Raw genomic sequence first — 23,332 nt, forward strand, 5'->3', positions numbered from 1 at the left:
CCCGAGCACGGGAGGTCGCCGATGGTGGCGCCGGATCCACTGAGTCACTGGATCGTTCTCCTCGACATCGAGGACTTCAGTCTGCGTCCGGTGACCGCCCAGGCGACGCTGCACGAAGAGCTCTACCACGTGGTGGAGTTCGCGCTGGCCCGCGCCGGTCTCGACCTTGACCGATGCCTGGTGCAGGACCGCGGCGACGGTGTGCTGATCCTGGTTCCGAGCGGGACCAGCCCCACCAGACTGCTGCGGGAACTGGTGCGCGGGCTGGAGGACGCGCTGGTGGAGCACCGCGGCAAGTACAACGACGACCACCGGATGCGGCTGCGGGCCGGACTCCACCAGGGAGTGGTGATCCAGCGGGGCGAGCGGTGGACCAGCGACGCGATCAACGACCTGGCCCGCCTGGTGGACGCCAAGCCGGTCAAGCAGGTGCTCGCCCGGGCCCGCAGGGCCCATCTGGTGCTGGTGGTCTCCGAGGAGATACACCGGTCGGTGGTCCTGGGCCGCTTCCCGGGCATCGACCCGGCGGCATATCTGCCGGCCGACTTCGTCACCAAGCACGACGAGCCGCGCCGGGGCTGGGTCACCGTACCCGGCTATCCGGCGCCGCCCGGACTTCCCGCGGAACCGGGGGAGTCGCCACGTGACCGCGAGAGAACGGGGGGAGCCTCCGGCACGGGCGACGACGCGGGAGGAGTGGGCGGCGGGGCCGACACGGGGAGCCCGGCGCCGCCGCCCATGCCGCACATCCACGATGTGACGGGAAGTCAGATAGTGGTGGGGGACGGTGCCCTGGCCGTCTCCGGTGACTACGTGGAGGGCGACAAGAACGTCCACCACCACACGCACGGGGTGGACGGCACGGTGGGGCTCCGCCGCGTCGCCCCCACTGACGGCTCATGAGCACGCCTGCCGGACCCGCGCCGGCCCCGTCGCCCGCGCCGGCGCCGCCCGCCGCCCAGCAGGCACCGCCGCCCGGACCCGCTCCCGCACCGCCGAACGGCGGCACCCCACAGGCCGCGGGCGGCGCGGACGGACAGGCGGCGGCAGCGCCCCAGGCCGACGCACCGCAGCCCGCCCCCGACACCTTCAACGTCGGGGCGGGCGCGAGCGCCAGCGAAGCCACCACCCGTACCGGGCAGGGCAGTCTGCGCGCCGGACTGCTGCGCGAGGCGTGGACCCACATCGGCGGCGACCACGTCCAGGGCGACAAGATCGTCATCCACGCCGCGGGAGAGCGCGGCGTCGTCCTTCGCACTCTGGCAGCCGCCATGGTCGAGGCCGTGCGGTACGCCTTCCAGCCGCCGCCTCGCTGGGAGGACATCCAGGCCGATGCCTGGCAGCGCCGCTCGGTCGTGCTGCGCGGGCCGGGCGGCGCGGGCAAGACCGCGGCCGCCGTGCGGCTGCTGCTCGCCGCCGGCGCCAAGGCCTGGTACCTGCTGGACTCGGTGGCGGAACTGACCCGCCTGACCGAGCTGCGGCAGCTCGGAAGCGGCGCCGGCCTGGTGCTGGATTGTCCCCGGGACCTCGGTGAGCTGCGCGGCTCCCATCTGGCGGGTCTGGAGGACCTGCTGGAGCGGGCCGACGCCCGCCTGGTGCTGATCGCCGGACCGGACGCCGAACTGGACCGCACCGTCGGAGAGTACGTGCAGCGGGTCGCCCGTCCCGACGCGCTGGACACCGTCCTGGCCGCCCATCTGGCGCAGCGGCTCGGCGAGGACGACGCCGAGCGCGCCCTCGCCACGGCCGGCGTCGCCGACCTCGCCGCCGAGCTGCTCGACGCCGGCGCCGCCTGCCGCGACGCCGCCCGGCTCGCGGAGGTCCTCGCGCACGAGTACGGTGCCGGCGCCCTCGACCTGGACCGGATCCGCACCCGCATGGACCAGACCGGCGGCGAGTCCCCCGAGGAGTGGTTCGAGGGGCTCGGCGACACCGTGCTGCGCACCCAGGCCATCGCCCTCGCCGTCCTCGGCGGCCTGCCGCAGGAAGACGTGGCGCTGGCCGCCTCCAGCCTGCTGGACCGGTTCCGCGGTGAGCGGGGCGTCCTCAGCGCCAGCGTCGAACAGGGCCCCGTGCCCCTGCGTCAGGACCCGTTCGCCCGGTCCCGGCGGCTGTTCGCCGAGAAGCTGCGCGCCCGCACCGTATCCGCCGTGACCCGCGGCAGCTACGGACGGTTGCCGTGCACCGTCGCCGAATACCGCAACCCCGGCTATCCGCCGCGGATCATCCGGCACGCCTGGTCCGAGTACCACATCCAGCACGAACTGGTCGGCTGGCTGGCCGAACTGGTCGACTCCCCCTCGCAGCAGGTGCGCAGTTTCGCCGGTACCGCGCTCGGCCTGATCGCCACCGAGTCCTTCGACCACATCGCGACCCAGGTCTTCCCCGGCTGGATCCGCGACGAGGACAGCGGCTACCTGCGCCGCGAGGCCATCGCCTACGCCCTCCGGGTGTGCGCCCGCGAACCCGCGCTGCGGCCCGGCGTACACGCCCTCGTGGACGGCTGGTACCTCAGCGGCACCTGGCAGTTCCAGGCTGCCGCCGCCCGTGCCTACGGCCTCTGCCTGGGGGGCGCCGACCTCGACACCGCGGTCCACGCGCTCACCCGGCTCGGCACCGTGGACCACATCCGCGTAGCCGTCGCCATCGGCGACGCCTGCGCCGACCTGGTGGAGGAGGACGTGGCCGGGCACGCGCCCGTGGTGCTGCGCGCGGTCGCCGAGATGGTGCACGAACCGAGCAGCCGCGCCTGCGGCCACCTGGTGTTCCTGATCCTCGCCGACGCCCTCGTCGCGGAGGAACCGGACGCCGTCGGTACCCCGCCGCGCAGTCGCCCCACCCTGCTCCAGCTGGCCGCTCGGAGCGCGCCGGGGAGCGAACTGCGCCGGCTGCTCGGTTACCTGTGGTCCGAGGTGATCCGCGGCGAACTCTTCGCCGACCAGGCAGCGGGCGTGCTGGAGGGCTGGGCAGCCCAGGCCGAGACCGACCCCCTCCTTCTCGACGACCTGGTCCGCGTCCTCGTCGAGGACGTGGCTGAGCCCAGTCCGCGCGCCGCCCTGCTCCTTCAGCGGTACACCTCGCGTTGGACCGAGCGCGACCGTTTCCGCCCCCTGCCCCGCTCCGCGGCGGTCCTCGGCAGCGCCCTGCGCCGCACCGCGACCGCCGGCTCCGCTCATCCTGGAGGTGCCCGGTGACCCAGCCGGTGTCGTTGATCGTCAACCAGTCGCCGGTGCCCCGCATGGCCGTGGGCCCCACCAAGGCGACTCAGCCGCACCTTGCCGTCGTCTACGCCACCGCCGCCGGCGAGGTGGTGTGCTTCGAGGGCCGACCGATGAAGCCCACACAGCAGGTCTTCTCCAAGTACTGCACCCGCTACGAGGTCGACATGCGCCCGCAGCAGCGCACCGCCGTCCTCGGCCGCAATCCGCTGATCTCCGCCGATGGCGTGCACGCCTTCGAGGTGCAGGTCTCCTTCTGTTTCTGCGTCGACGGCTGGCAGGGCGCCGAGAACCTGGTGCGCTCCGGACTGTCGGACGCGCTGCCCGTGGTGCACGGCTGGCTGGTCGGCCGGTTCCACGGCGCCGGACAGCGCTTCGCGATCGAGGACTCCTTCGGCCTCGAGCGTCACCTCAACCAGCTGTGCGCCGCCCCGGTGGTCCTCCAGGAGGGGCTGAAGGTCTACGGCTGCCGCGTGTCCGTGCGGCCCGACGCCGCATCCCTGTCACATCTGGAGTCCCTGATCGAGGCCCGGCGGCGCGAGGCGCGGGGCGCGGCCGAGCACATGCCGAACACGGGCGACGTCGTACGCAAGGGCGAACTCGAAGCACTTCAGCAGGACTTCGCCATCAGGGCCACGGCCCGGCAGGCGGCGGCGCTCGCCGAAACCCTCACCACCAGCGAGGGACTGATCCGCCACTACCTGATCACCCACCCGCACGATGCCGCGGGCGCCTTCGCCATGGCCCGGCAACTGGAGGAGGCCCGCGCCGCCACCGCCGAACTGCAGAACCAGCGTGCGCTCGGTCTGTTCCAGGTGATGGCGGAGAAAGGCCTGATCCAGGCCGGTGACCTCGACCACGTGCGCCAGCAGCTGACCGGCACGGTGGGCCGGGCCACCGGCGGCGACGGACAACTCGCCTCCGCCGTCATGCCCCAGTTGCCCGGCGCCCGCCCCTGGGACGCGCCCCAGCTCCAGGCCGCGCCGGCCCCGGCCGCCGCGGTACCCGGCTCCGCGGGGCCCACACCCACCCTGGTGGAGCCCGTCGTCACGGAGCCCGCCCCCCGGCGGACCGCCGCACCCGCGGCGGTCACGGGTACGGCGCTGATCTACCTGGTCCTGGACGAGTCGCTGGACCGCGAGTGCGTCGGCGAGCTCCAGCGCGGCCTGGACGCGCTGCACGCCGCGCTCTCCGCAGCACCGGACGTCTCCAGCGTCCTGCGGCTGTGCGTCCTCGGCATGGCCGACACCACCGAACAGCGGCTGCCCCTGGCCAGGGTCGGGCCCGGCACGCGGACCCCGATCCTCCTAGCCCGGCGCGGGCTGTCGTACAGCCAGGCCTTCCGCACCCTGAAGTCCCTCATCGGGCAGGACGCCACCGTCGTCAAGAGCGAGGGCGCGCAGGTCCTGCGGCCGGTCGTCTACTTCCTCACCGGCGGTGTGCCCGACGAGGGGAACGCCTGGCACACCGCCTTCCAGGAGCTGACGGACCCCTCCGCCAACCCCGCCGCACCGCGGATGGTGGCCCTGGGGCTCGGCCGGGCCGAGACGCCGGCCGTGCGCACCGTGGCGACCTTCCCCGAGTCCGCGTTCATGGCCGCCCCCCACCAGGACGCCGCATCGGCCGCCCACAACTGCGCCGCGTTCCTGCGCGACAGCGTGGTCGGCTACGGGCGACGCCTCGCCGACGGCGAGGCGAACTTCACAGTCAGCCCGCCGGACGGCTTCCGGCGGGCCGAGGACGCTCTGTGACATCTCCCTGTGTAACTGACGCAACGTCACCTACGCTGCCGGGCACGGCAGTTGAGCAACCGCATCCCACCCACGCCAATCCCAACGGGACCAGAACGGAACGACGATGATGGAAAGCAACCGGGGGCACTTGCTCCCCATCTACGTCCTCGCCGACGAGTCGGGCTCGATGACCGCGCACATCGACGACCTCAACGACGGGCTGAAGTCACTGCACCAGGCGTTGCTCGGCGAGCCGATGGCGGCGGCCAAGGTGCGCTTCTCGGTACTGGGCTTCTCGGACGACGTGATCGAACGCGTCCGCCTGGTGGACCTGCGCAGTGCCGGCGAGTTCCCGCGCCTGACGACCCGCGGCATGACCAGCTACCTCGCTGTTTTCGAGGACCTGATCTCCCGCATCCCGGCCGATGTGAACAGCCTGAAGGCGGAGGGCTACCAGGTGCACCGGCCCGCCGTGTTCTTCCTCAGCGACGGCCTGCCCAACAAGGAGGACTGGAAGGACGCGCACCGCCGGCTCACCGACCGGGGCACGACCCTCGGCGCGCCGAACATCATCGCCTGCGGCATCGTCGACGCGGACGCCAGGACGATCAACGAGGTCGCCACCCAGCCGGAGTTCGGCTTCGTCGCCAACAAGGGCGTCGACGTGGGCGCGGCCATCGCCAAGTTCTGCACGGCCCTCACCAAGAGCGTGATCGCCTCGGGCCGTTCGCTCGGCTCGGCGTCTCCCCAACTGGTGGTGGACAGGCCGGAAGGCTTCACCGTCGCGATCGATGTGATCTGACGTGGGCAAGCACCGTCACCAGCACACCGAGGACCAAGGGGAGGCGGGCCGGCCCGTGCCGCCCCCTCCCGGCCCGGCTCCCGCCCTCTATCCGCAGGCGCCCCAGGCACCGGGGGCACCGCACGAGCCCGGCCTCGCCGACGTCTACGACTGGCGGCGGGACGGCTGGTCGGCCGACGGGCCTTCCCCGGCGCCCGTCCCCCCTGCCCGGCAGGTGCCCGAAGAGCCGTCTGCCCGGCGCTGGGACCCGCTCACCGTCGGCACCGCCGGACCCGCGTTCGAGCCCCGGCCGGCGACGGGCCTGTCGTACCGGCCCGACACGGTGTGCGACGGCTGGTCGACGGACGCGCTCGCACTGCGGCTGGCCTCGGTCCGCGGATACCAGCACCGGTACGACGGCCGCCCGCGTGAGGACGACGCCGCGGCGGGCTGGGACCAGGACACCGGCACCGTGGTGTTCGCCGTCGCGGACGGCGTGTCCGACGCCCGGCAGCCGCACATCGGCTCGCAGCTGGCCTGCCGCAGCGCGGTCGACGAGATGCTCGGCCAGGTGCGGGCGGGCGGCGGTTTCGTCGCCGACTGGAACAAGCTGCTGTCCACGGTGCACTGGCAGCTGCGCGAACAGGCCAGTCGCCTCCTGCGTTCGCCGGACACGAGCGTCGAGGAGACCGCCGGCCTGCTGGCGACCACCCTCGTCGCCGGAGCGGCCACACCCACCCCGAGCGGTGTGGAGGTCACGCTGGTCTCGGTGGGCGACTCCGGGGTCTGGGCGATCAAACACGAGCAGCTCTACCCGCTGACCGGCGGAAAGCAGGCCGGGGCCGACGGCCTGGTCTCCTCGGCCGTGCAGCCGCTGCCCTACGTCCCCGGTGACCTCCGCCCGTTCCATTTCTCCCTGGACCCGGGCACCGTCCTGCTGGTCGGCACCGACGGCTTCGGGGACCCCGTCGGCGATGGACGGGGCGCCGTGGCCCGGCTGTTCGCCACCGCGCTGCGCCGCCCCGTACCGCCGTTGGGCTTCGCCCACCTGCTCGACTTCTCCCGGGAGACCTTCGACGACGACCGGACGCTGGTGGCACTGTGGCCACGGAACGAGGGGCCCGGATGCGCGATGTAAGGGTGCCCTGGGTCCGTCCCGGCCAGTTGGGCGACTACCGGCGGAACCGGCTGGGCGACGGCGGGCAGGGTGTCGTCTACGGCGTGCCGCGTCCGCCGGACAGACTCCCGGGCACGTATCTGGCCTTCAAGGAGTACAAGGTTCCGATCGACGCCGACGTGCTCCACGACATGTGCTGCTTCCTCGACCTGCTCAGCGACGAGGACCGCGCCTTCCTGGAGCCACGGCTGACCTGGCCGGTCGCCATGGTCTACACGGGCAGCCCGCCGAACGCACCGCCGCCGTCCGCGAATCCGGCCACAACGGTGGTCGGCTTCCTGATGAACCGGGTCACCGGCGAGTTCGAGCTCAGCAGTCCCACGCTCGGGCAGACGAAGCCGCAGGCCCTGGAATTCCTGCTGAACGGCGACGACTACATGTCGATGATCGGGCTGCATGCCGACGACGGACAGCGGCTGCGGCTCCTGATCGACCTGGCACACACGCTCGACCGGTTGCACCGGCAGCACGTGACGGTGGGCGACCTGTCACCGAAGAACGTCATGTTCACGCTTGCCGGACAGGGCAGATGTCTGCTGATCGACTGCGATTCGATGCGGTACCGGGGCAGGGATGTGCTGACCCAGGTGGAAACCACCGGCTGGGAGGTGCCCGAGGGCGAGAAGGGCACGGTGGCCTCCGACTCCTTCAAGTTCGGACTGATCGCCCTGCGCCTGTTCAACCGCAGCCAGGACCTCATGGACCCCGGCCCGCTGCGCGGCGTGTCGCCGGATCTCGCGGACCTGGCCATGCGGAGCCAGAGCAGGGAACCGCACCGGCGGCCGAGGCCGGCCGACTGGCTGTCCGCGCTGGACCGGGCGGACAGCCGGTTGAAGACCCGCCGGAGCACGGCCGGCACCGGGCCCGGTATTAACGGGACGGTGACCGTCGCCCCGCATCAGCAGGTCACCGGCACCGGGTCGGCAGCCGTGCCGCCGCAACCGCCCGTACCCGGCCCGGCCGGGGGCTCGCCGGGCGGCGGCCGTGCGGCCGGCACGCTGGTCGTCCTGCTGGTGATGGCCGTGCTCGGCTACGGCGCGGTGAACCATTTCGACTCGTCGAACGGCTCCGACGACTCCCCGTCGCCGGTCAGCAGCGGCAGCCCGTACGGCGGCTCGACCTCCGACAGCGGCCCGGGCTTCGGCTCCCAGGAGACCGAGGACTCCGGGTCGGCCCGGGCCGAGGCGCCCGGCGCCGCCGTGGACTACTCCCAGGTGGCCGGCGATCCGGAGGCCGAGGAGGTGGCCGCCATGTTCGCCCGCTTCTTCGGTGCTATCAACACCCGGGACTACGACACGGCGCTGAGCTACTACGACCCCGCCACCACCGCCGTCGACATGGACTCCACCGTGAGCCGCAACAAGTGGAAGCAGGTCATGTCCACCACGAAGGACAGCCGCTTGGTCCTCAGCGGTTTGGACACCTCCGGGAAGTACACCTTCGCCACCGTGCACTTCCGCAGCCGGCAGTCTCCCGGCTACGGTCCGGCGGAGCGGCCGAACGACACCTGCGACGACTGGACGGTGACGTACCAGCTGACCCGCACGGACGGCTTCCGCATCTTCAAGGCGCCGCGGGACGGGGTGAGCTATGCCCCCTGCTGACCCTGACGCCCGCGCGACGCGGAGCCAGAGCGGGGAACCGGGCCGGCGGCCGGCGCCGAGCGCATGGCAGCCGGTGCGGCAGCGGGCGATCGAGGGAGGCAAGTCGGACTCCTCCTGGATCGATGCCGATCCCGTCTGAACACCTCCGAGCGCATCCCGGCCGGCCCAGAGTGGGTCGATCGACCCCGAGAGACGGGCGGTCACCCGCCGAAGGCCTGCCCCTTGAGTTGGTCCATGGAGCGCACCAACAACGTCTGGCGCCCCGTCATGACCCAGCCCTCGGAGCGCCACTGTTCCAGGACCCGGCTCACCGTGCGACGGGAGGTGAGCAGCAGGCCGGCCAGGTCGTCCTGGGAGAGGGGCAGGCCGATACGGCGGCCGGTGCCGTCGGGCGCGGGGTGGCCGCAACGTTCGGCGAGGTCCAGCAGGAGAGCGGCGAGCCGGGCGGGCACGGGCTCGGTGATGCCGGTGCGCTGCAGATCCGCCTCGCGCAGGCGCTGGGACAGGGTCTGCTCCAGTGCCGCGGCGATGCTCGGCCGGGCACGGGCGAGGCCGTGGAAGCGGGCCGCGGTCACCTGGAGCACGTCGACCGTGGTGGCCGTCAGCAGAGAGGCCGAGCGGCGCCGTTGCTCCAGCCCGGCCTGCTCGCCGAGAAGTTCGCCCGAACCACGCAGGGCGAGCAGGGCGCGGTAGCCGGCGTGGGACTGGGCGACGACCTTGATCCAGCCGCGCAGCAGCACGATCAGATGGTCCGAGTCCTCGCCCTGGGCCAGCAGTTGCCGGTCAGCGGGCAGCGAGCACTGTGTCGCCACCCGCCGCAGCGCGGAGCGGTCGTCCGGGTCCAGTGCCTCCCAGAAGGGAGCGGGGCGGCCACCCATGATGGTCAGCCCAGCAGCCACGCGAGCGCAGTGACGGCCACGCCCGCGACGGCGAGCACGAGGGACTGCCGCACCCGCTGGTGCTTGGCCCAGGCGATCTGGCTCATGTCCACCAGCTGACGCGTCAGGGAGGGCAGCGGAGAGGTGGTCGTGAGCTTCTCGGTGAGGTGCTCGGGATCCCAGTGCCGCAGATCACCGAAGTACACGAAATGCTGGTTGGGGTCGTGCCCCGGCTGTGACCGCAGCCGCGGGCTCACGACGGACACGGACGCCAGGGCGGCCAGCCCGAGCAGCGCCACACCCAGCCACAAGAGCAACCTGGGGACCGTGCCGTGCACCTGCCCCAGGTGGTGGCCGGATCCGGACAGCGCGACCAGGGCGCCCAGTACCGCCGACTCCAGTGTGAGCGCGAAGCCGGCCTTCGCGTCGACCCTGCCTGTCCAGTCGGCCAGTGCCGCGTGGATTCGCCAGGCCGTCTCCACGGGATCCGTCTCCGCCATGGCCCCCGCCCCCCTCGTCGACTGCATCGAGACTGCATAAGTGTGGCCTCGGGCGATCCCTGCAAAACCTGATGGTCCCTGGGAATTCACACCGAGCCGAGCGCCGGGCCGGTCCGCCGGTGGGCCGTACCGACTCCCGTCAGGCGTCCTCCGCCCACTTCCGCAGCGCCGCCTTGCTCCCGAAGTCGGCCACGTTCTTGTCCAGCGGGTCGTCGGTGTACTGGTGGAAGCGCCACTTGGCCTTGATGCGGGGCTTGCCCGCGGAGACGTAGTCGGCTATCCACAGCCCGTCGCCCGCGTAGGACGTCGTGTCGATGTTGAGCCAGAAATTCCGGTTGCAGTAGAGCACCACCTGGTTGTTCGGCCGGAGGTCCTTCAGCTTCCGGATGAACAGGTCCTTCTGCGCGTTGCTCGCGTGCGTCCCTTCGCTGGTCGTCTCCCAGTCGACGGCGAGGATGTCGCCCGGCCGGTCCGGGGCCTTGGCGGCGAAGTACTCGGCCTGGGCGGTGAGGTTGCCGGGCCACAGGAAGTGGTAGAAGCCGACGACCAGCCCGGCGTCGCGGGCACGCTTCGTCTGGGCGGCGAGTCTGGGGTTGACGTAGGAACGCCCCTCGGTCGCCTTGACGAAGACGAAGGACAGGCCGTCGGTGTCGTAGGAGGAGGACTGGTAGGAGCTCACGTCTATGCCGCGCAGCATCGGGGTCTCCCTGGAGTGCCGGTGAGGGGCGGGGAGTTGGTGCCTACCACCATGGCACGGGCTGCTGTGGACCGACGTGGAAATGTCAACTTGGGTGGGCCGTGGGGTGGGCGCGGGCCGCCGTGGCGGCGATCCGATCGGCCAACTCGGCGACACTCGCGAGGAGTTCGGCCGGTGGGCGGGCGAGGTCCAGGGCGTGGGCCGTGACCGTGATGCCGGAGCGGCGGATGACGTGGCCGTCCGGGCCGTCCTGCGAGGTGGCGGCGTAGACGAGGTGGCCGTGCGGCAGGCCGAGCGCGGTGCAGTAGCCGAGCAGTTGGCCGAGGTGGTCGGTGGAGGGCGCGAGCCTGTCGAGGAAGACGTACTTCGCGTCGACGACGGACACGGGGCGGCCCGCCCGGTACAGCACGATGTCCGGACGCAGACGCACCCTGCGGGCCTCGTCCAGGCGGTGGTGTCCCTCCTGCCCGGCGCATTGGACCCCCTGGCGGGCGAGGACGTCGCAAGCCCGATCTGCTCGGGCACCAGCGGCGCCATGTTCACGAACAGCAGCTCGGCGGCGAGGACCACCGTCGCGTCGGGGGCGCCGTCGAGCTGGCGCCGCAGCTTGACCAGGAAGGTGTCCGAGGACTCGTCCGGCTGGTCCACGAACCGGACCCGCAGATCGGAAGCCGTCGCCCCGCTCCAGGCCGGCAACTCCCGCGCGAACGCGGACGTCCCGCTCAGCAGTCCCTCGCGGAAGACCCGCCGCACCGCCGCCACGACATCGGTGCTTTCCGGCCGCCTCGCCATTGTGCCCCACCCCCTGGTGCTCGAAGGGCCCAGACTAGGCGGAGGACGGTGCTCCGGGTGAGGGTTCAACAGCCCTCCAGGGCACGCAGACCACGACGGCGAACGAGAACGGTGTCCGACCAGATGACGACAGCACACACCCCCGCTGTGACCCCGACGGCAGCGGACGACGGCGGCGGGGCGGGGAGCAGCACCGTGCTCTACCTCGGCCTGCGGCGCTCCCCCCTGGAATGGCGCGCCGAACTCGGCGCCGCCGCCGCACGGGGACTGAATGTCCACGTCGCGTCCGACGCCGACGTCTCCCACACGGAGCTGCCCGGCCACCGGCTCGGTTCCTTCGACCGCGGCTCCTCGCTCGCGGAGCAGGCCGCTCAGGCCTCTCCGGACCGGATCCCCGCCGCCGTCGTCTGCTGGGGCGACAAGTACGTCGGCCTCACCGCGCTGCTCGCCGAGCGGTTCGGGGTGCGCGGCATCGGTACCGACGCCGCGGCCGTCACCACCGACAAGGCCGCCCAGCGCCGGGCCATGGAGCCGTACGGCCTCAACCCCCCCTGGCGGGCGGGCCGGACGCTCGACGACCTGCGGGCCGTCGCGTCGGAGCTCGGCGCCGCGGGCCGACCCCTGGTGTTCAAGCCCGCCCACTGCTCCGGCGGCCGCGGCATGGCGCTGATCACCCAGGACACCGGCCTGGACGAGGTGTTCGCGCTCACGGCCGCCAACTACTCCAAGACCAGCGACTTCCTCGTCGAGGAGTACGTCGACGGCTCCGAGCACTCCGTCTCGGGTGTCGTCTCCGACGGCACGGTGCGGATCCTCGGCGTCACCGACAAGAGCGTCGACGGGCCGTTGTCCCCGTCATGGGCCACGGCTGTCCCCTCCGCCTTGACGGACACGCAGGTCAAGGACCTGATGCGGGCCGCCGAGCAGGCCGTGCACGCCGTCGGCCTCGGGACCGGTGGGTTCCACGTCGACCTGCGGCTCGGCTCCGCGGGCCCGTTCGTCCTGGAGGTCGGCGGGCGGCTCGGCGGCGACCTGATCAACTCGCACCTCATCCCGTACGCGCACCAGGGAGCCGTCCGGCCGTACGAGGCGCTGCTCGCCCTGCTCACCGACGGAGAGCTGCCCGGCGAGACCCCCGAGCCCAGCCGCGGCGCGGCCACGGTGCTGCTGCCCAAGGACGGGCGCCCGGCGGGCGAGGTGGCCGTGGCCGCGCTCGCCCGCCCGCGGGTCGTCCTCGCCGAGGACTGGCCCGGCACGGACACCGTCGTGGCGATCGTCGTCACCGAGGACCCGGCCGACCTGCCCGCGGCCGTCGCGGACGTCCGCGAGTCGGCCCGGTGACCGCCGGCCCCTGAAACCGTGCCCGGCCTTCGAGCGGCTGACACGCCTCACCGGCACGGACGGCGACGGTGTCTTCCGCTACGGCCCCGGCACGGACGGCGACGGTGCCTTCCGCCACGACCGCGGCGGCCGCTGCCCGGCGCCGCGCCGGCCGTCAGCACTCGATGATGTTGACCGCCAGCCCGCCCCGCGCCGTCTCCTTGTACTTCACCGACATGTCCGCGCCGGTGTCCTTCATCGTCTTGATGACCTTGTCCAGGGACACCTTGTGGGAGCCGTCGCCGCGCATCGCCATGCGCGCGGCCGTGACGGCCTTCACCGCGGCCATGCCGTTGCGCTCGATGCACGGGATCTGGACCAGGCCGCCTACGGGATCGCAGGTCAGGCCGAGGTTGTGCTCCATGCCGATCTCCGCGGCGTTCTCGACCTGCTCCGGCGAGCCGCCGAGCACCTCGGCCAGCGCGCCCGCCGCCATCGAGCAGGCGGAGCCGACCTCCCCCTGGCAGCCGACCTCGGCGCCGGAGATGGACGCGTTCTCCTTGAACAGCATGCCGATCGCGCCCGCGGCGAGCAGGAAGCGCACCACGCCCTCCTCGTCGGCGCCGGGCACGAAGTTGACGTAGTAGTGCAGGACCGCCGGGATGATGCCGGCCGCGCCGTTCGTCGGGGCGGTGACGACCCGGCCCCCGGCCGCGTTCTCCTCGTTGACCGCCATCGCGTAGAGCGTGATCCACTCCATGGCGAGGGCCTTCGGGTCGCCCTCGGAGCGCAGCTTGCGGGCGGTGTTCGCGGCCCGGCGGCGCACCTTCAGACCGCCCGGCAGGATGCCCTCGCGGGACATGCCGCGCGCCACGCACGCCTCCATCACCCGCCAGATCTCCAGCAGGCCTTCGCGGATCTCCTCCTCGGAGCGCCAGGCCCGCTCGTTCTCCAGCATCAGCGCGGAGATGGACAGGCCCGTCTCCCCGGCCATGCGCAGCAGCTCGTCGCCCGTGCGGAAGGGGTACTTCAGCACGGTGTCGTCGAGCTTGATGCGGTCCGCGCCGACCGCGTCCTCGTCGACGACGAAACCGCCGCCGACCGAGTAGTACGTCTTCGTCAGCAGCTCCGCGCCCGAGGCGTCGTACGCCCACAGGGTCATGCCGTTCGCGTGGTACGGCAGCGCCTTGCGGCGGTGCAGGACCATGTCGTCGTCGTAGGAGAACGCGATGTCGTGCTCGCCCAGCAGGTTCAACCGGCCGTCGGCCTTGATCGTCTCCACCCGCTCGTCGGCCGACTCCACGTCCACCGTGCGCGGCGAGTCGCCCTCGAGACCGAGCAGCACCGCCTTGGGCGTGCCGTGGCCGTGGCCGGTGGCGCCGAGCGAGCCGTAGAGCTCCGCGCGGACCTTCGCGGTCGGGGCCAGCAGTTCCTCGTTGCGCAGCCGCCGCGCGAACATCCGGGCCGCGCGCATCGGGCCGACCGTGTGGGAGCTGGACGGGCCGATGCCGATCGAGAACAGGTCGAAGACCGAGATGGCCACGGGGAACTCCTGACTACGGGGGTGGTGCAGAGGGGGTGGGCGCCGCGCCGCTTGTGGCCGCACGGCGCCCGAAAGGCTTCTTCGTTATGGGTTCAGACCCGGGTAGAGCGGGTGCTTGCCGGCCAGGGCCTTCACCCGGGCCTTGAGGGCCTCCGCGTCGTAGGACGGCTTCAGCGCCTCGGCGATGACGTCCGCGACCTCCGCGAAGTCCTCCGCCTGGAACCCGCGGGTGGCCAGGGCCGGTGTACCGATCCGCAGGCCGGACGTCACCATCGGCGGACGCGGGTCGTTCGGGATGGCGTTCCGGTTGACCGTGATGCCCACCTCGTGGAGGCGGTCCTCGGCCTGCTGTCCGTCCAGCTCCGAGTGGCGCAGGTCGACCAGGACCAGGTGCACGTCCGTGCCGCCGGACAGGACGTCCACGCCCACGGCCCGGACGTCGTCCTTCACCAGACGCTCGGCCAGGATGCGGGCACCCTCCAGCGTACGGCGCTGGCGCTCCTTGAAGTCCTCCGAGGCCGCGACCTTGAAGGCGACCGCCTTGGCCGCGATCACATGCTCCAGCGGACCGCCCTGCTGACCGGGGAAGACAGCCGAGTTGATCTTCTTGGCGAGCTCGGCCGTGGAGAGGATCACACCGCCGCGCGGGCCGCCCAGCGTCTTGTGGGTGGTCGTGGTCACCACGTGCGCGTGCGGGACCGGGTTCGGGTGCAGCCCCGCCGCGACCAGACCGGCGAAGTGCGCCATGTCGACCATCAGGTACGCGCCGACCTCGTCCGCGATCCGGCGGAAGGAGGCGAAGTCCAGCTGCCGCGGGTAGGCCGACCAGCCCGCGACGATCAGCTTCGGCTTCGACTCCTTGGCGAGCCGCTCGACCTCGGCCATGTCGACCCGGCCGTCGTCGCCGACGTGGTAGGCGACGACGTCGTAGAGCTTGCCGGAGAAGTTGATCTTCATGCCGTGGGTCAGGTGCCCGCCGTGCGCGAGGTTCAGACCCATGATGGTGTCGCCCGGCTTGAGCAGCGCGAACATCGCGGCGGCGTTGGCCTGGGCGCCCGAGTGCGGCTGCACGTTGGCGTGCTCGGCGCCGAACAGCTCCTTGATGCGGTCGATCGCGATCTGCTCGACCACGTCGACGTGCTCGCAGCCGCCGTAGTAGCGGCGGCCCGGGTAGCCCTCGGCGTACTTGTTGGTGAGGACCGAGCCCTGCGCCTCCATGACCGCGACCGGCGCGAAGTTCTCCGAGGCGATCATCTCGAGCGTGGACTGCTGCCGGTGCAGCTCGGCGTCGACCGCGGCGGCCACGGCCGGGTCGAGCTCGTGCAGGGGTGTGTTCAGGACGGACATACGGCTACGCCTCCTCAGCCGGCGGAGAACGCGGTGTACTCGTCGGCGGAGAGCAGGTCGCCCGGCTCGTCCGTGACCCGCACCTTGAACAGCCAGCCGCCCTCGAAGGGGGCCGAGTTCACCAGCGACGGGTCGTTCACGACGTCCTCGTTGACCTCGGTGACCTCACCGGAGACGGGGGAGTAGAGGTCGGACACCGACTTGGTCGACTCCAGCTCGCCGCAGGTCTCGCCCGCGGACACGGAGTCACCGACCTCGGGGAGCTGGACGAAGACCACGTCGCCGAGCGCGTTGGCCGCGTGCTCCGTGATGCCGACCGTCGCGACGCCGTCCTCGGCGGCCGACAGCCACTCGTGTTCCTTGCTGTAACGCAGCTGCTGGGGGTTGCTCATGGCCTGGATTCTCCTGTACGCGCGGGAGTGCTGTTGACGGGGGGACTACTGGTGAGCTGGAACGAAGGACCACGGGGGCGCCTGCGGCGGCCCCCGGCCAGTGTCTACTTCTGCCGCTTGTAGAACGGCAGCGCCACGACCTCGTACGGCTCGTGACTGCCCCGGATGTCCACGGCCACGCCGGGTGTGCCGGGCGCGGCGTGCGCGGCGTCGACGTACGCCATCGCGATCGGCTTGCCGAGGGTGGGGGAGGGGGCGCCGGAGGTGACCTCGCCGATCACCTCGCCGCCGGCCACGACCGCGTACCCGGCGCGCGGGACCCGGCGGCCCTCGGCGACGAGCCCGACCAGCACGCGGGGCGGGTTCTGCTCGGCGCGGGCGGCGGCCTCCCGCAGGGCCTCGCGGCCCACGAAGTCGCCCTCCTTCTCGAACTTCACCACCCGGCCGAGCCCGGCGTCGAAGGGCGTCAGGGAGGTGCTCAGCTCGTGCCCGTACAGCGGCATGCCCGCCTCCAGACGCAGTGTGTCGCGGCAGGACAGCCCGCAGGGGACCAGACCGGCGCCCTCGCCCGCCTTGGTCAGGGCCTGCCACAGCTCGACCGCGTGCTCCGGCTTCACGAACAGCTCGAAGCCGTCCTCGCCGGTGTAGCCGGTGCGGGCGATCAGCGCCGGGACGCCCGCGACCGTGCCCGGCAGACCGGCGTAGTACTTCAGGCCGTCGAGGTCGGCGTCGGTGAGGGACTTCAGGATCCCCGGGGACTCCGGTCCCTGCACGGCGATCAGCGCGTAGGCGTCCCGGTCGTCACGCACCTCGGCGTCGAAGCCCGCGGAACGTTCCGCCAGGGCGTCCAGGACGACCTGGGCGTTGGAGGCGTTGGCGACGACCATGTACTCGGTCTCCGCGAGCCGGTAGACGATCAGGTCGTCGAGGATGCCGCCGTCGGCCCGGCAGATCATGGTGTAGCGGGCGCGGCCGGGCTTGACGCCGCCGATGTTGCCCACCAGGGCGTGGTCGAGGAGGGCGGCGGCCTGCGGACCGGTGACGGTGATCTCCCCCATGTGGGAGAGGTCGAACAGGCCGGCCTTCGTGCGCACGGCGTTGTGCTCGTCGCGCTCGGAGCCGTAGCGCAGGGGCATGTCCCAGCCGGCGAAGTCGGTCATCGTCGCGCCGAGCGAACGATGCAGGGCATCGAGCGCGGTGTGGCGGAGTTCTCCTGTACTGCTCATCGGTCGGTCGTCTCCAAGGGCATGACGGGCGAGGTCGTTCCTCCCCATCTGTCATCGGAACCTGAGAGGTTCGCCATGACCACACGGTCCTGGCTTGCACCTTGGGTGGAGCCGCACCCCTTGTCCTGGACAGGGGAAGGCCCGCTTTTCAGATGTGCCTCGCCCGCGCGGTAACGGGGCCTGAGAGATTCAAGGGAGGGACTTGCTCCTTCGGCGCCCCAGCGTCAGCGATGCTGGGAACTCTCCCGCGCGGATTCAAACGGCCGGTATGCAGTTGGCGCGCACATCATTGCACGCATCGTCGCGGGGTGGCAGGGGCACCACCCTGTAGCAGGCCTGTTGCAGGAAGAGGACTAAAACCAGAGAGATCGGGCATTACCTTCTCTTTACACTCAGCGGGGATGGGACTCCGTACCTGGCCCCAGGGGAGGACATCACGGTGAACAGGACCACCGCGTACGCCACGACATCGGGCGTCGCGCTGCCCGAGCAGCCGGCCGCTCCGGCACGGGCGGCCTGCGGCCCGCTGCCGGTGCCGGTCGTCCGCGATCTGCGCGAGCGCGCCGGCCGCAGCCCGCACGCGCTGCTCTTCGGCCCCCGCGACCTCGTCGTGGTCACGGGCCTGCCCGGCAGCGGCAAGTCCACGCTGATGCGGCGCACCGTGCCCGGCCGGCGCATCGACTCCCAGGACACCCGCGACCGCTGGGACGGCCGCATGCCGCGCTTCCTGCCGTACGCGGTCTACCGCCCGCTCGTCCGCCTCGCCCACTACGCCGGGCTGCGCCGCGCCCTGCGCGCCGGCGAGGGCGTCGTCGTGCACGACTGCGGCACCCAGGCCTGGGTCCGCCGCTGGCTGGCCCGCGAGGCCCGCCGCCGGGACGGCACCCTGCATCTGCTCATGCTCGACGTCACCCCCGAGGAGGCCCTGGCCGGCCAGCGAGACCGCGGCCGCGGTGTCTCGCGGTACGCCTTCCTGCGCCACCGTGCGGCGACCACCCACCTGCTGCGCGCCGTGGAGCGGGGCGAACTGCCCGCGGGCTGCGGCTCGGCGATCCTCGTCGACCGGGACGCGGCGGACACCCTGCGCCGGATCGGGTTCACGGGCTGACCGCAGGCGGCCGGCGAGACGCTAGCCTTTTGAGCCACAGCAGTGGTTCCAGGCAGGCGGTAGGCAGATGGACTTCCCGGCGGACTTCTCCGCGGACTTCCCGGCGCACACGCAGACCCACCCGCACGGCGGATGGCCAGGCAACGAACTGGAGGAGGTGCTCTCGGCCTCCCTCGGCGCCGGGCCGTCGGCCGGCGGGCGGATCGTCGAGGTGCTCGGCCGGAGTTTCGTCTGGGTCCCCCTGCCGAGCGGCGGCGGCCCGCGGAGCGGTCCCCTCGACCTGCCCGGCATCGAGATCGAGGGCCAGGCGTACGTACCGGTGTTCAGCTCCGAGGAGCAGTTCCGCCAGGTCGTCGGCTCCCACATGTCCTACACCATCGCGCCCGCCGTGGAGTTCGCCCGCGGCCTGCCCCCGCACGCCGGGATAGCCGTCAACCCGGGCGGCGTGGTCGGCATACCGCTCCCGCCGCCCGCCGTGGCCGAGCTGTGCCGGGCCGGCCGGACGCCCCTGGACGGCCCCGCGAGCGGCGGCCGGGTCCGCCTCTTCGAGCCCGACTGGCAGGACGACCCGGTGGACTTCCTCGCCGCCGCCTCCGCCGAGTTCGAGGCGATCGGCGTCGTCGTCACGGCCCGCCGCTGCCTCGCCGCGATCGAGACCGCCGACCCGGTGATGTTCGTGGGCGTCGAACTCTCCCAGTGGGAAGGCGACCTGCGGGCCCTCCCACTGGACGCCCTGTCCCGGGCCGTCACCAGGTCCCCGGCCCCGTGGCAGGTCAACCTGGTCCTCCTGGACGTGGCGGAGGACCCGGTGGGTCACTGGATGCGGGAGCGGGTGCGCCCGTTCTTTCAGCGGGCTCACTAGCGAACGCTCCCACGAGTGAGGCGCGCGGCCGGCCACGGCCGGACCCGCACCCGCCGGACGAGGCAAGTCCCGAGTCGGCGGGCGGGCTTAAGCTAGGTCACGGTCGAGGCGTTGTACGAAGGGGCGGTAAAGGTGAGCGCGAGCGGCACGGCCGCGGCCGGACAGGTCGAGCACATGCTGCGCCAGGTCACGCCCGGGCGTTACGACGCCTACGAGGCACTCCTGCGCGCGCTCGCGACCCCGCACTCCGGCCAGATCTGGATGCTCCTCTGGCACGGCCAGGCGGGCTCCCCCGACGCCCAGTACGGGAACATGGAGGTCGACGGCTACGGCTACGCCCCCTGTGTGACCTCCGCCCAGGAGCTCTCGGCCAGCGGCTGGAACCGCTCGTACGAGGTGGTCGACGGAGTCGACGTCGCCCGCGCCCTCTACCCCGACCACTACGGCCTCTGGCTCAACCCGCACGCCCCCGGCGGCGGCGTCGGCATCCCCTGGCTCGACCTGCGCCGGATCGCCACGGGCCTGGACCGCCAGCCCGCCGGCCCGCTGCGGCTGTCCGAACCGGCCATCGAGATCCCGCAGTTCTACGCCCTGCTCGCGCAGAACGCCCACCGCACCCCGGCCGTCCGCTCGCTGCGCCGGGCCTGGGTACAGCCCGCGCTGGGCGCGCCGTATCTCGCCATCGGACTGGATGTGTACGACACCTCGCCGCCGGCCGTGGATTCAGTGCGCGCGATGATGCAGCAGTCCCTCGGTGCCGTACCGGACGGGCTGCCCGTCTCGACCGTCGCCATGTCCGACGAACACGACCCGGTCGCCATGTGGCTGCGCGCGAACGCCCGCCCCTTCTACGACCGTGAGGCCCATGCCACGGCCCCCGTCCAGGCCCCGGCCTCCGGCCACGGCTTCCCCCCGGCCCAGGGCAGGTACTGACCCGGCCCGCACCGGCCGTTGCCGCGCCGGCCGTCCAGCTCGCGGGTGCCAGGTGCTCTGCGCGCAATGCGCATGTTTCAAGGCCGTATCGTCCGGACCACGTGCCCGCGTGTCCGGATAACGGAATCCCCCAGTCGGCATCACGGTTGCGCATACTTTCTCCACCAGGCCTGGCGTGTGATCGTAAGCGCGTTGAAGACTCGCCTCTCAGGCGCGAGGCCGTCGATCCTGTGAGCGATACCAAGCGAAGGATCGGCCTGACGGTGGCCGTACCATCTGCGGACGCCGCGCCATAGCCACAGTGGAGCAAGCCGCCGACAACGGTGGGCAAGGGGGCCGGTGACCACCGGCGAGAAGGGGCAGGGCACTTGTGACGGCACCGATCGAGACCACCGGATCGCAGGCCGAGGCCCAGCCGGAGGCCGTGCTGGCGGGTGTGAAGTCCCAGAACATCGAGGGCCGGTCCCTCGGGCAGATCGCCTGGACCCGCTTCAAGCGCGACAAGGTGGCGGTGGCGGGCGGCGTCGTGGTCGTGCTGCTCATCCTGACGGCCGCCCTGTCCCGTCCGCTTCAGTCGCTGCTGGGCCTCGACCCCAACGCCTTCCACCAGGACCTCATCGACCCCAACACCACGCTCCCCAAGGGCGACTTCGGCGGCATGAGCTGGGACCACCCGCTCGGTGTGGAGCCGAAGTTCGGGCGCGACATCCTCGCCCGCATCCTGGAGGGCTCCTGGGTCTCCCTCGTCGTCGCCTTCGGAGCGACGGTGCTGTCCAATGTGATCGGCACCGTGCTCGGCCTGGTCGCGGGCTACTACGGCGGGCGCGTCGACGCGGTCATCAGCCGGCTCATGGACACCTTCCTGGCCTTCCCGCTGCTGCTCTTCGCCATCGCCATCTCGGCGACGCTCCAGGGCGGCGCTTTCGGGCTCGAGGGCCTCCCGCTGCACATCCTCGTGCTGATCTTCGTCATCGGCTTCTTCAACTGGCCCTACATGGGCCGCATCGTCCGCGGTCAGACGCTGGCGCTGCGAGAGCGGGAGTTCGTCGACGCCTCCCGGGGGATGGGCGCTTCCGGGCCGTACATCCTCTTCAAGGAGCTGCTGCCGAACCTGGTCGCGCCGATCATCGTCTATTCGACGCTGCTCATCCCGACCAACATCCTCTTCGAGGCCTCCCTCAGCTTCCTCGGCGTGGGCATCCAGCCGCCGCAGGCGTCGTGGGGCGGCATGCTCAACCAGGCCGTCGACTTCTTCGAGGTCGATCCGCAGTACATGCTCGTCCCCGGTCTTGCCATCTTCATCACCGTACTGGCCTTCAACCTCCTCGGTGACGGCCTCCGGGACGCTCTCGACCCCCGCAGCCGCTGACGTCTGCGGTCGCGGCCGGTGCCGCGTCCAGCCCAAGTGTTCAACTTCAGAAGGGGAATCCGACCATCATGCGAAGGTCAGCAATTGCCGTCGCCGCGGCCCTCAGCAGCGCCAGCCTCGTGCTGGCGGGCTGCAGCAAGGCCGACGACAACGGCGACAACGGCGGCAGCAAGGCCACCGCCGACGCCGCCACGAAGTCGGTCGTGAACGCCTCTACGGAGAAGGGCGGCACGGTCACCTACGCGATGTCCGACGTCCCGGACTCGTTCGACCCGGGCAACACGTACTACGCGTACATGTACAACTTCAGCCGCCTCTACGCGCGTCCGCTGCTCACCTTCAAGCCGGCCCCCGGCGAGAAGGGCAACGAGATCGTGCCGGACCTCGCTCAGTCCAAGGGCCAGTCGTCCGACGGCGGCAAGACCTGGACGTACAAGCTCCGTCAGGGCGTGAAGTACGAGGACGGCACCGAGGTCACCTCGGCGGACGTCAAGTACGCGGTGGAGCGCTCGAACTTCGCCCGTGACGTGCTCTCCCTCGGCCCGAACTACTTCGCCCAGTTCCTGGACGGCGGCGACAAGTACAAGGGCCCGTACAAGGACAAGAGCGGCAAGGGCCTGGCGTCGATCGAGACGCCGGACAAGTACACGATCACCTTCAAGCTCAAGCAGCCGTTCACGGACTTCGACTACCTGGTCACCGCCCCGCAGACGGCTCCGGTGCCGAAGGCCAAGGACACCGGCGTCGACTACACCAAGAAGATCGTCTCCTCCGGCTCGTACAAGTTCCAGAGCTACGAGGAGGGCAAGTCGGTCACCCTGGTGCGCAACCCGGAGTGGAACGCCAAGACCGACCCGCTGCGCAAGCAGTACCCGGACAAGATCGTGGTCAACCTGAAGGTCAACCAGGCCACGATCGACAAGGACCTGATGGCCGGCAGCACCACCGTCGACCTCGCGGGCCGCGGCGTGGACACGCAGACCCAGGCCCAGCTGCTCAACAACAAGGACAAGAAGGCCAACACCGACAACACCTACGGTGGCCGTCTCGTCTACGCGGCGCTCAACACCACGGTCAAGCCGTTCGACAACGTCGAGTGCCGCAAGGCCGTGCAGTACGCCATCGACAAGGTGGCCGTGCAGACCGCACAGGGCGGCCCGGTCCGCGGCGACATCGCCTCCACGGTGCTGCCGCCGGACGTGATCGGCTACCAGAAGTTCGACTCCTACGCCACTCAGGGCAACAAGGGTGACGCCACCAAGGCCAAGGGACACCTGAAGGCCTGTGGCCAGGAGAAGGGCTTCAAGACCTACATCTCCGCGCGCAGCGACCGTCAGCAGGAGGTCGACGCGGCCACGGCGATCATCGACTCGCTGAAGAAGGTCGGCATCAACGCCGAGATGAAGCAGTACCCGTCCGGCAAGTACTTCACGGACTACGCCGGTGTCCCCGCCTTCGCCAAGAAGCAGAAGATCGGCATCATGATGATGCAGTGGGGCGCCGACTGGCCGACCGGCTACGGCTTCCTGAACCAGATCCTCAACGGCAAGGCCATCAGCACCTCCGGCAACACCAACCTCTCGTCGTTCGACAACGCGGAGGTCAACAAGCTGCTCGACGAGGCCATCCAGAACCCCGACGAGTCGGCGCGCAACGCCGCCTACGCCGAGGTCGACAAGAAGACGATGGACGAGGCCGTCATCGTGCCGCTGACCTACTTCAAGGTCTTGCTGTACCGCTCGCCGAACGCCACCAACGTGGTCTCCTCGGCCGCCTGGAGCGGTCAGTACGACGCCCTCAACCTCGGTACGACGAAGAAGTAGCGCGAAGAGCAGCCCTGGAAGGCAGGTGA

Annotated in this window: 20 protein-coding genes and 2 riboswitches; of the genes, 12 read left to right on the forward strand and 8 right to left on the reverse strand. The window is 71.4% G+C overall.

Translation table 11 applies throughout. The features are described from left to right. The first annotated feature begins 21 nt into the window (after nt 1–21). The 6 genes from AOQ53_RS32480 to AOQ53_RS32505 all read left to right on the forward strand — a co-directional run bounded on the left by AOQ53_RS32480 (nt 22) and on the right by AOQ53_RS32505 (nt 8,513). Nucleotides 22–903 carry a hypothetical protein gene (locus AOQ53_RS32480; RefSeq protein ID WP_059422711.1) on the forward strand — a complete coding sequence of 294 codons (882 nt, stop codon included), beginning with the start codon at nt 22–24 and terminating at the stop codon, nt 901–903. Further along, the gene (locus tag AOQ53_RS32485; protein ID WP_059422713.1) at nt 900–3,194 is read left to right on the forward strand and encodes a hypothetical protein; all 2,295 of its coding nucleotides are present in this window, start codon (nt 900–902) and stop codon (nt 3,192–3,194) included. The genes AOQ53_RS32480 and AOQ53_RS32485 overlap by 4 nt, the downstream gene beginning before the upstream one ends. After that, nucleotides 3,191–4,969 (forward strand): vWA domain-containing protein, encoded by a 1,779-nt coding sequence (locus AOQ53_RS32490; protein WP_059422715.1) that lies wholly within the window; start codon nt 3,191–3,193, stop codon nt 4,967–4,969. The genes AOQ53_RS32485 and AOQ53_RS32490 overlap by 4 nt, the downstream gene beginning before the upstream one ends. Nucleotides 4,970–5,075: 106 nt before the next feature. Then, nucleotides 5,076–5,753 (forward strand): vWA domain-containing protein, encoded by a 678-nt coding sequence (locus AOQ53_RS32495; RefSeq protein WP_078945608.1) that lies wholly within the window; start codon nt 5,076–5,078, stop codon nt 5,751–5,753. Between the two features lies 1 nt (nt 5,754). After that, nucleotides 5,755–6,870 (forward strand): protein phosphatase 2C domain-containing protein, encoded by a 1,116-nt coding sequence (locus AOQ53_RS32500; RefSeq protein WP_059422716.1) that lies wholly within the window; start codon nt 5,755–5,757, stop codon nt 6,868–6,870. Further along, on the forward strand, nt 6,858–8,513 hold the full coding sequence (locus tag AOQ53_RS32505; protein ID WP_148640403.1) for a hypothetical protein: 1,656 nt from the start codon (nt 6,858–6,860) through the stop codon (nt 8,511–8,513). The genes AOQ53_RS32500 and AOQ53_RS32505 overlap by 13 nt, the downstream gene beginning before the upstream one ends. 200 nt (nt 8,514–8,713) lie before the next feature. Here AOQ53_RS32505 and AOQ53_RS32510 read toward each other — a convergent pair whose 3' ends face one another. The 4 genes from AOQ53_RS32510 to AOQ53_RS32525 form a co-directional block, all read right to left on the reverse strand. Continuing rightward, the gene (locus tag AOQ53_RS32510; protein WP_236711897.1) at nt 8,714–9,412 is read right to left on the reverse strand and encodes a Crp/Fnr family transcriptional regulator; all 699 of its coding nucleotides are present in this window, start codon (nt 9,410–9,412) and stop codon (nt 8,714–8,716) included. Continuing rightward, nucleotides 9,397–9,891: a Pycsar system effector family protein gene (locus tag AOQ53_RS32515; RefSeq protein WP_059422720.1), complete on the reverse strand. Its 495-nt coding sequence runs from the start codon at nt 9,889–9,891 to the stop codon at nt 9,397–9,399. Before AOQ53_RS32515 ends, AOQ53_RS32510 begins: the two co-directional genes overlap by 16 nt. 139 nt (nt 9,892–10,030) lie before the next feature. Continuing rightward, on the reverse strand, nt 10,031–10,588 hold the full coding sequence (locus AOQ53_RS32520; protein WP_059422722.1) for a glycoside hydrolase family 25 protein: 558 nt from the start codon (nt 10,586–10,588) through the stop codon (nt 10,031–10,033). Nucleotides 10,589–10,673: 85 nt separating this feature from the next. Next, entirely contained in the window at nt 10,674–11,018 is a 345-nt protein-coding gene (locus AOQ53_RS32525; RefSeq protein WP_059422724.1) for an McrC family protein, read from the reverse strand. Between the two features lie 485 nt (nt 11,019–11,503). Between AOQ53_RS32525 and AOQ53_RS32535 the strand changes: the two genes are divergently transcribed. Beyond that, the gene (locus AOQ53_RS32535; protein WP_148640404.1) at nt 11,504–12,721 is read left to right on the forward strand and encodes an ATP-grasp domain-containing protein; all 1,218 of its coding nucleotides are present in this window, start codon (nt 11,504–11,506) and stop codon (nt 12,719–12,721) included. A gap of 154 nt (nt 12,722–12,875) precedes the next feature. Here AOQ53_RS32535 and AOQ53_RS32540 read toward each other — a convergent pair whose 3' ends face one another. The 4 genes from AOQ53_RS32540 to gcvT all read right to left on the reverse strand — a co-directional run bounded on the left by AOQ53_RS32540 (nt 12,876) and on the right by gcvT (nt 17,208). Further along, a complete protein-coding gene (locus AOQ53_RS32540) occupies nt 12,876–14,243 on the reverse strand; it encodes an L-serine ammonia-lyase (protein WP_059422727.1) in 1,368 nt (455 codons plus the stop codon). Between the two features lie 84 nt (nt 14,244–14,327). Further along, the gene (glyA, locus tag AOQ53_RS32545; RefSeq protein WP_059422729.1) at nt 14,328–15,590 is read right to left on the reverse strand and encodes a serine hydroxymethyltransferase; all 1,263 of its coding nucleotides are present in this window, start codon (nt 15,588–15,590) and stop codon (nt 14,328–14,330) included. A 14-nt stretch (nt 15,591–15,604) separates the two neighbouring features. Further along, entirely contained in the window at nt 15,605–15,982 is a 378-nt protein-coding gene (gene gcvH / locus AOQ53_RS32550) for a glycine cleavage system protein GcvH (RefSeq protein WP_059422730.1), read from the reverse strand. Nucleotides 15,983–16,086: 104 nt separating this feature from the next. Next, entirely contained in the window at nt 16,087–17,208 is a 1,122-nt protein-coding gene (gene gcvT / locus AOQ53_RS32555) for a glycine cleavage system aminomethyltransferase GcvT (RefSeq protein ID WP_059422731.1), read from the reverse strand. Between the two features lie 38 nt (nt 17,209–17,246). Then, nucleotides 17,247–17,366, reverse strand: a riboswitch (glycine riboswitch). Next, a riboswitch (glycine riboswitch) is annotated at nt 17,367–17,466 on the reverse strand. 181 nt (nt 17,467–17,647) lie between these two features. Here gcvT and AOQ53_RS32560 point away from each other — a divergent pair. The 5 genes from AOQ53_RS32560 (at nt 17,648) to AOQ53_RS32580 (ending at nt 23,303) form a co-directional block, all read left to right on the forward strand. Continuing rightward, nucleotides 17,648–18,316, forward strand: coding sequence for an AAA family ATPase (locus AOQ53_RS32560; protein WP_059422732.1), 669 nt, complete (start codon nt 17,648–17,650; stop codon nt 18,314–18,316). A gap of 67 nt (nt 18,317–18,383) precedes the next feature. Further along, nucleotides 18,384–19,178, forward strand: coding sequence for an enhanced serine sensitivity protein SseB (locus AOQ53_RS32565; RefSeq protein WP_059422733.1), 795 nt, complete (start codon nt 18,384–18,386; stop codon nt 19,176–19,178). A 132-nt stretch (nt 19,179–19,310) separates the two neighbouring features. After that, nucleotides 19,311–20,111 carry an enhanced serine sensitivity protein SseB C-terminal domain-containing protein gene (locus AOQ53_RS32570; RefSeq protein WP_059422735.1) on the forward strand — a complete coding sequence of 267 codons (801 nt, stop codon included), beginning with the start codon at nt 19,311–19,313 and terminating at the stop codon, nt 20,109–20,111. 370 nt (nt 20,112–20,481) lie between these two features. After that, nucleotides 20,482–21,480, forward strand: coding sequence for an ABC transporter permease (locus AOQ53_RS32575; protein WP_059422736.1), 999 nt, complete (start codon nt 20,482–20,484; stop codon nt 21,478–21,480). A gap of 68 nt (nt 21,481–21,548) precedes the next feature. Beyond that, the gene (locus AOQ53_RS32580; RefSeq protein ID WP_174523385.1) at nt 21,549–23,303 is read left to right on the forward strand and encodes an ABC transporter substrate-binding protein; all 1,755 of its coding nucleotides are present in this window, start codon (nt 21,549–21,551) and stop codon (nt 23,301–23,303) included. Nucleotides 23,304–23,332: the final 29 nt, after the last annotated feature.

The sequence above is a fragment of the Streptomyces azureus genome (genome assembly GCF_001270025.1).
GTDB classification, from domain to species: Bacteria; Actinomycetota; Actinomycetes; order Streptomycetales; family Streptomycetaceae; genus Streptomyces; species Streptomyces azureus.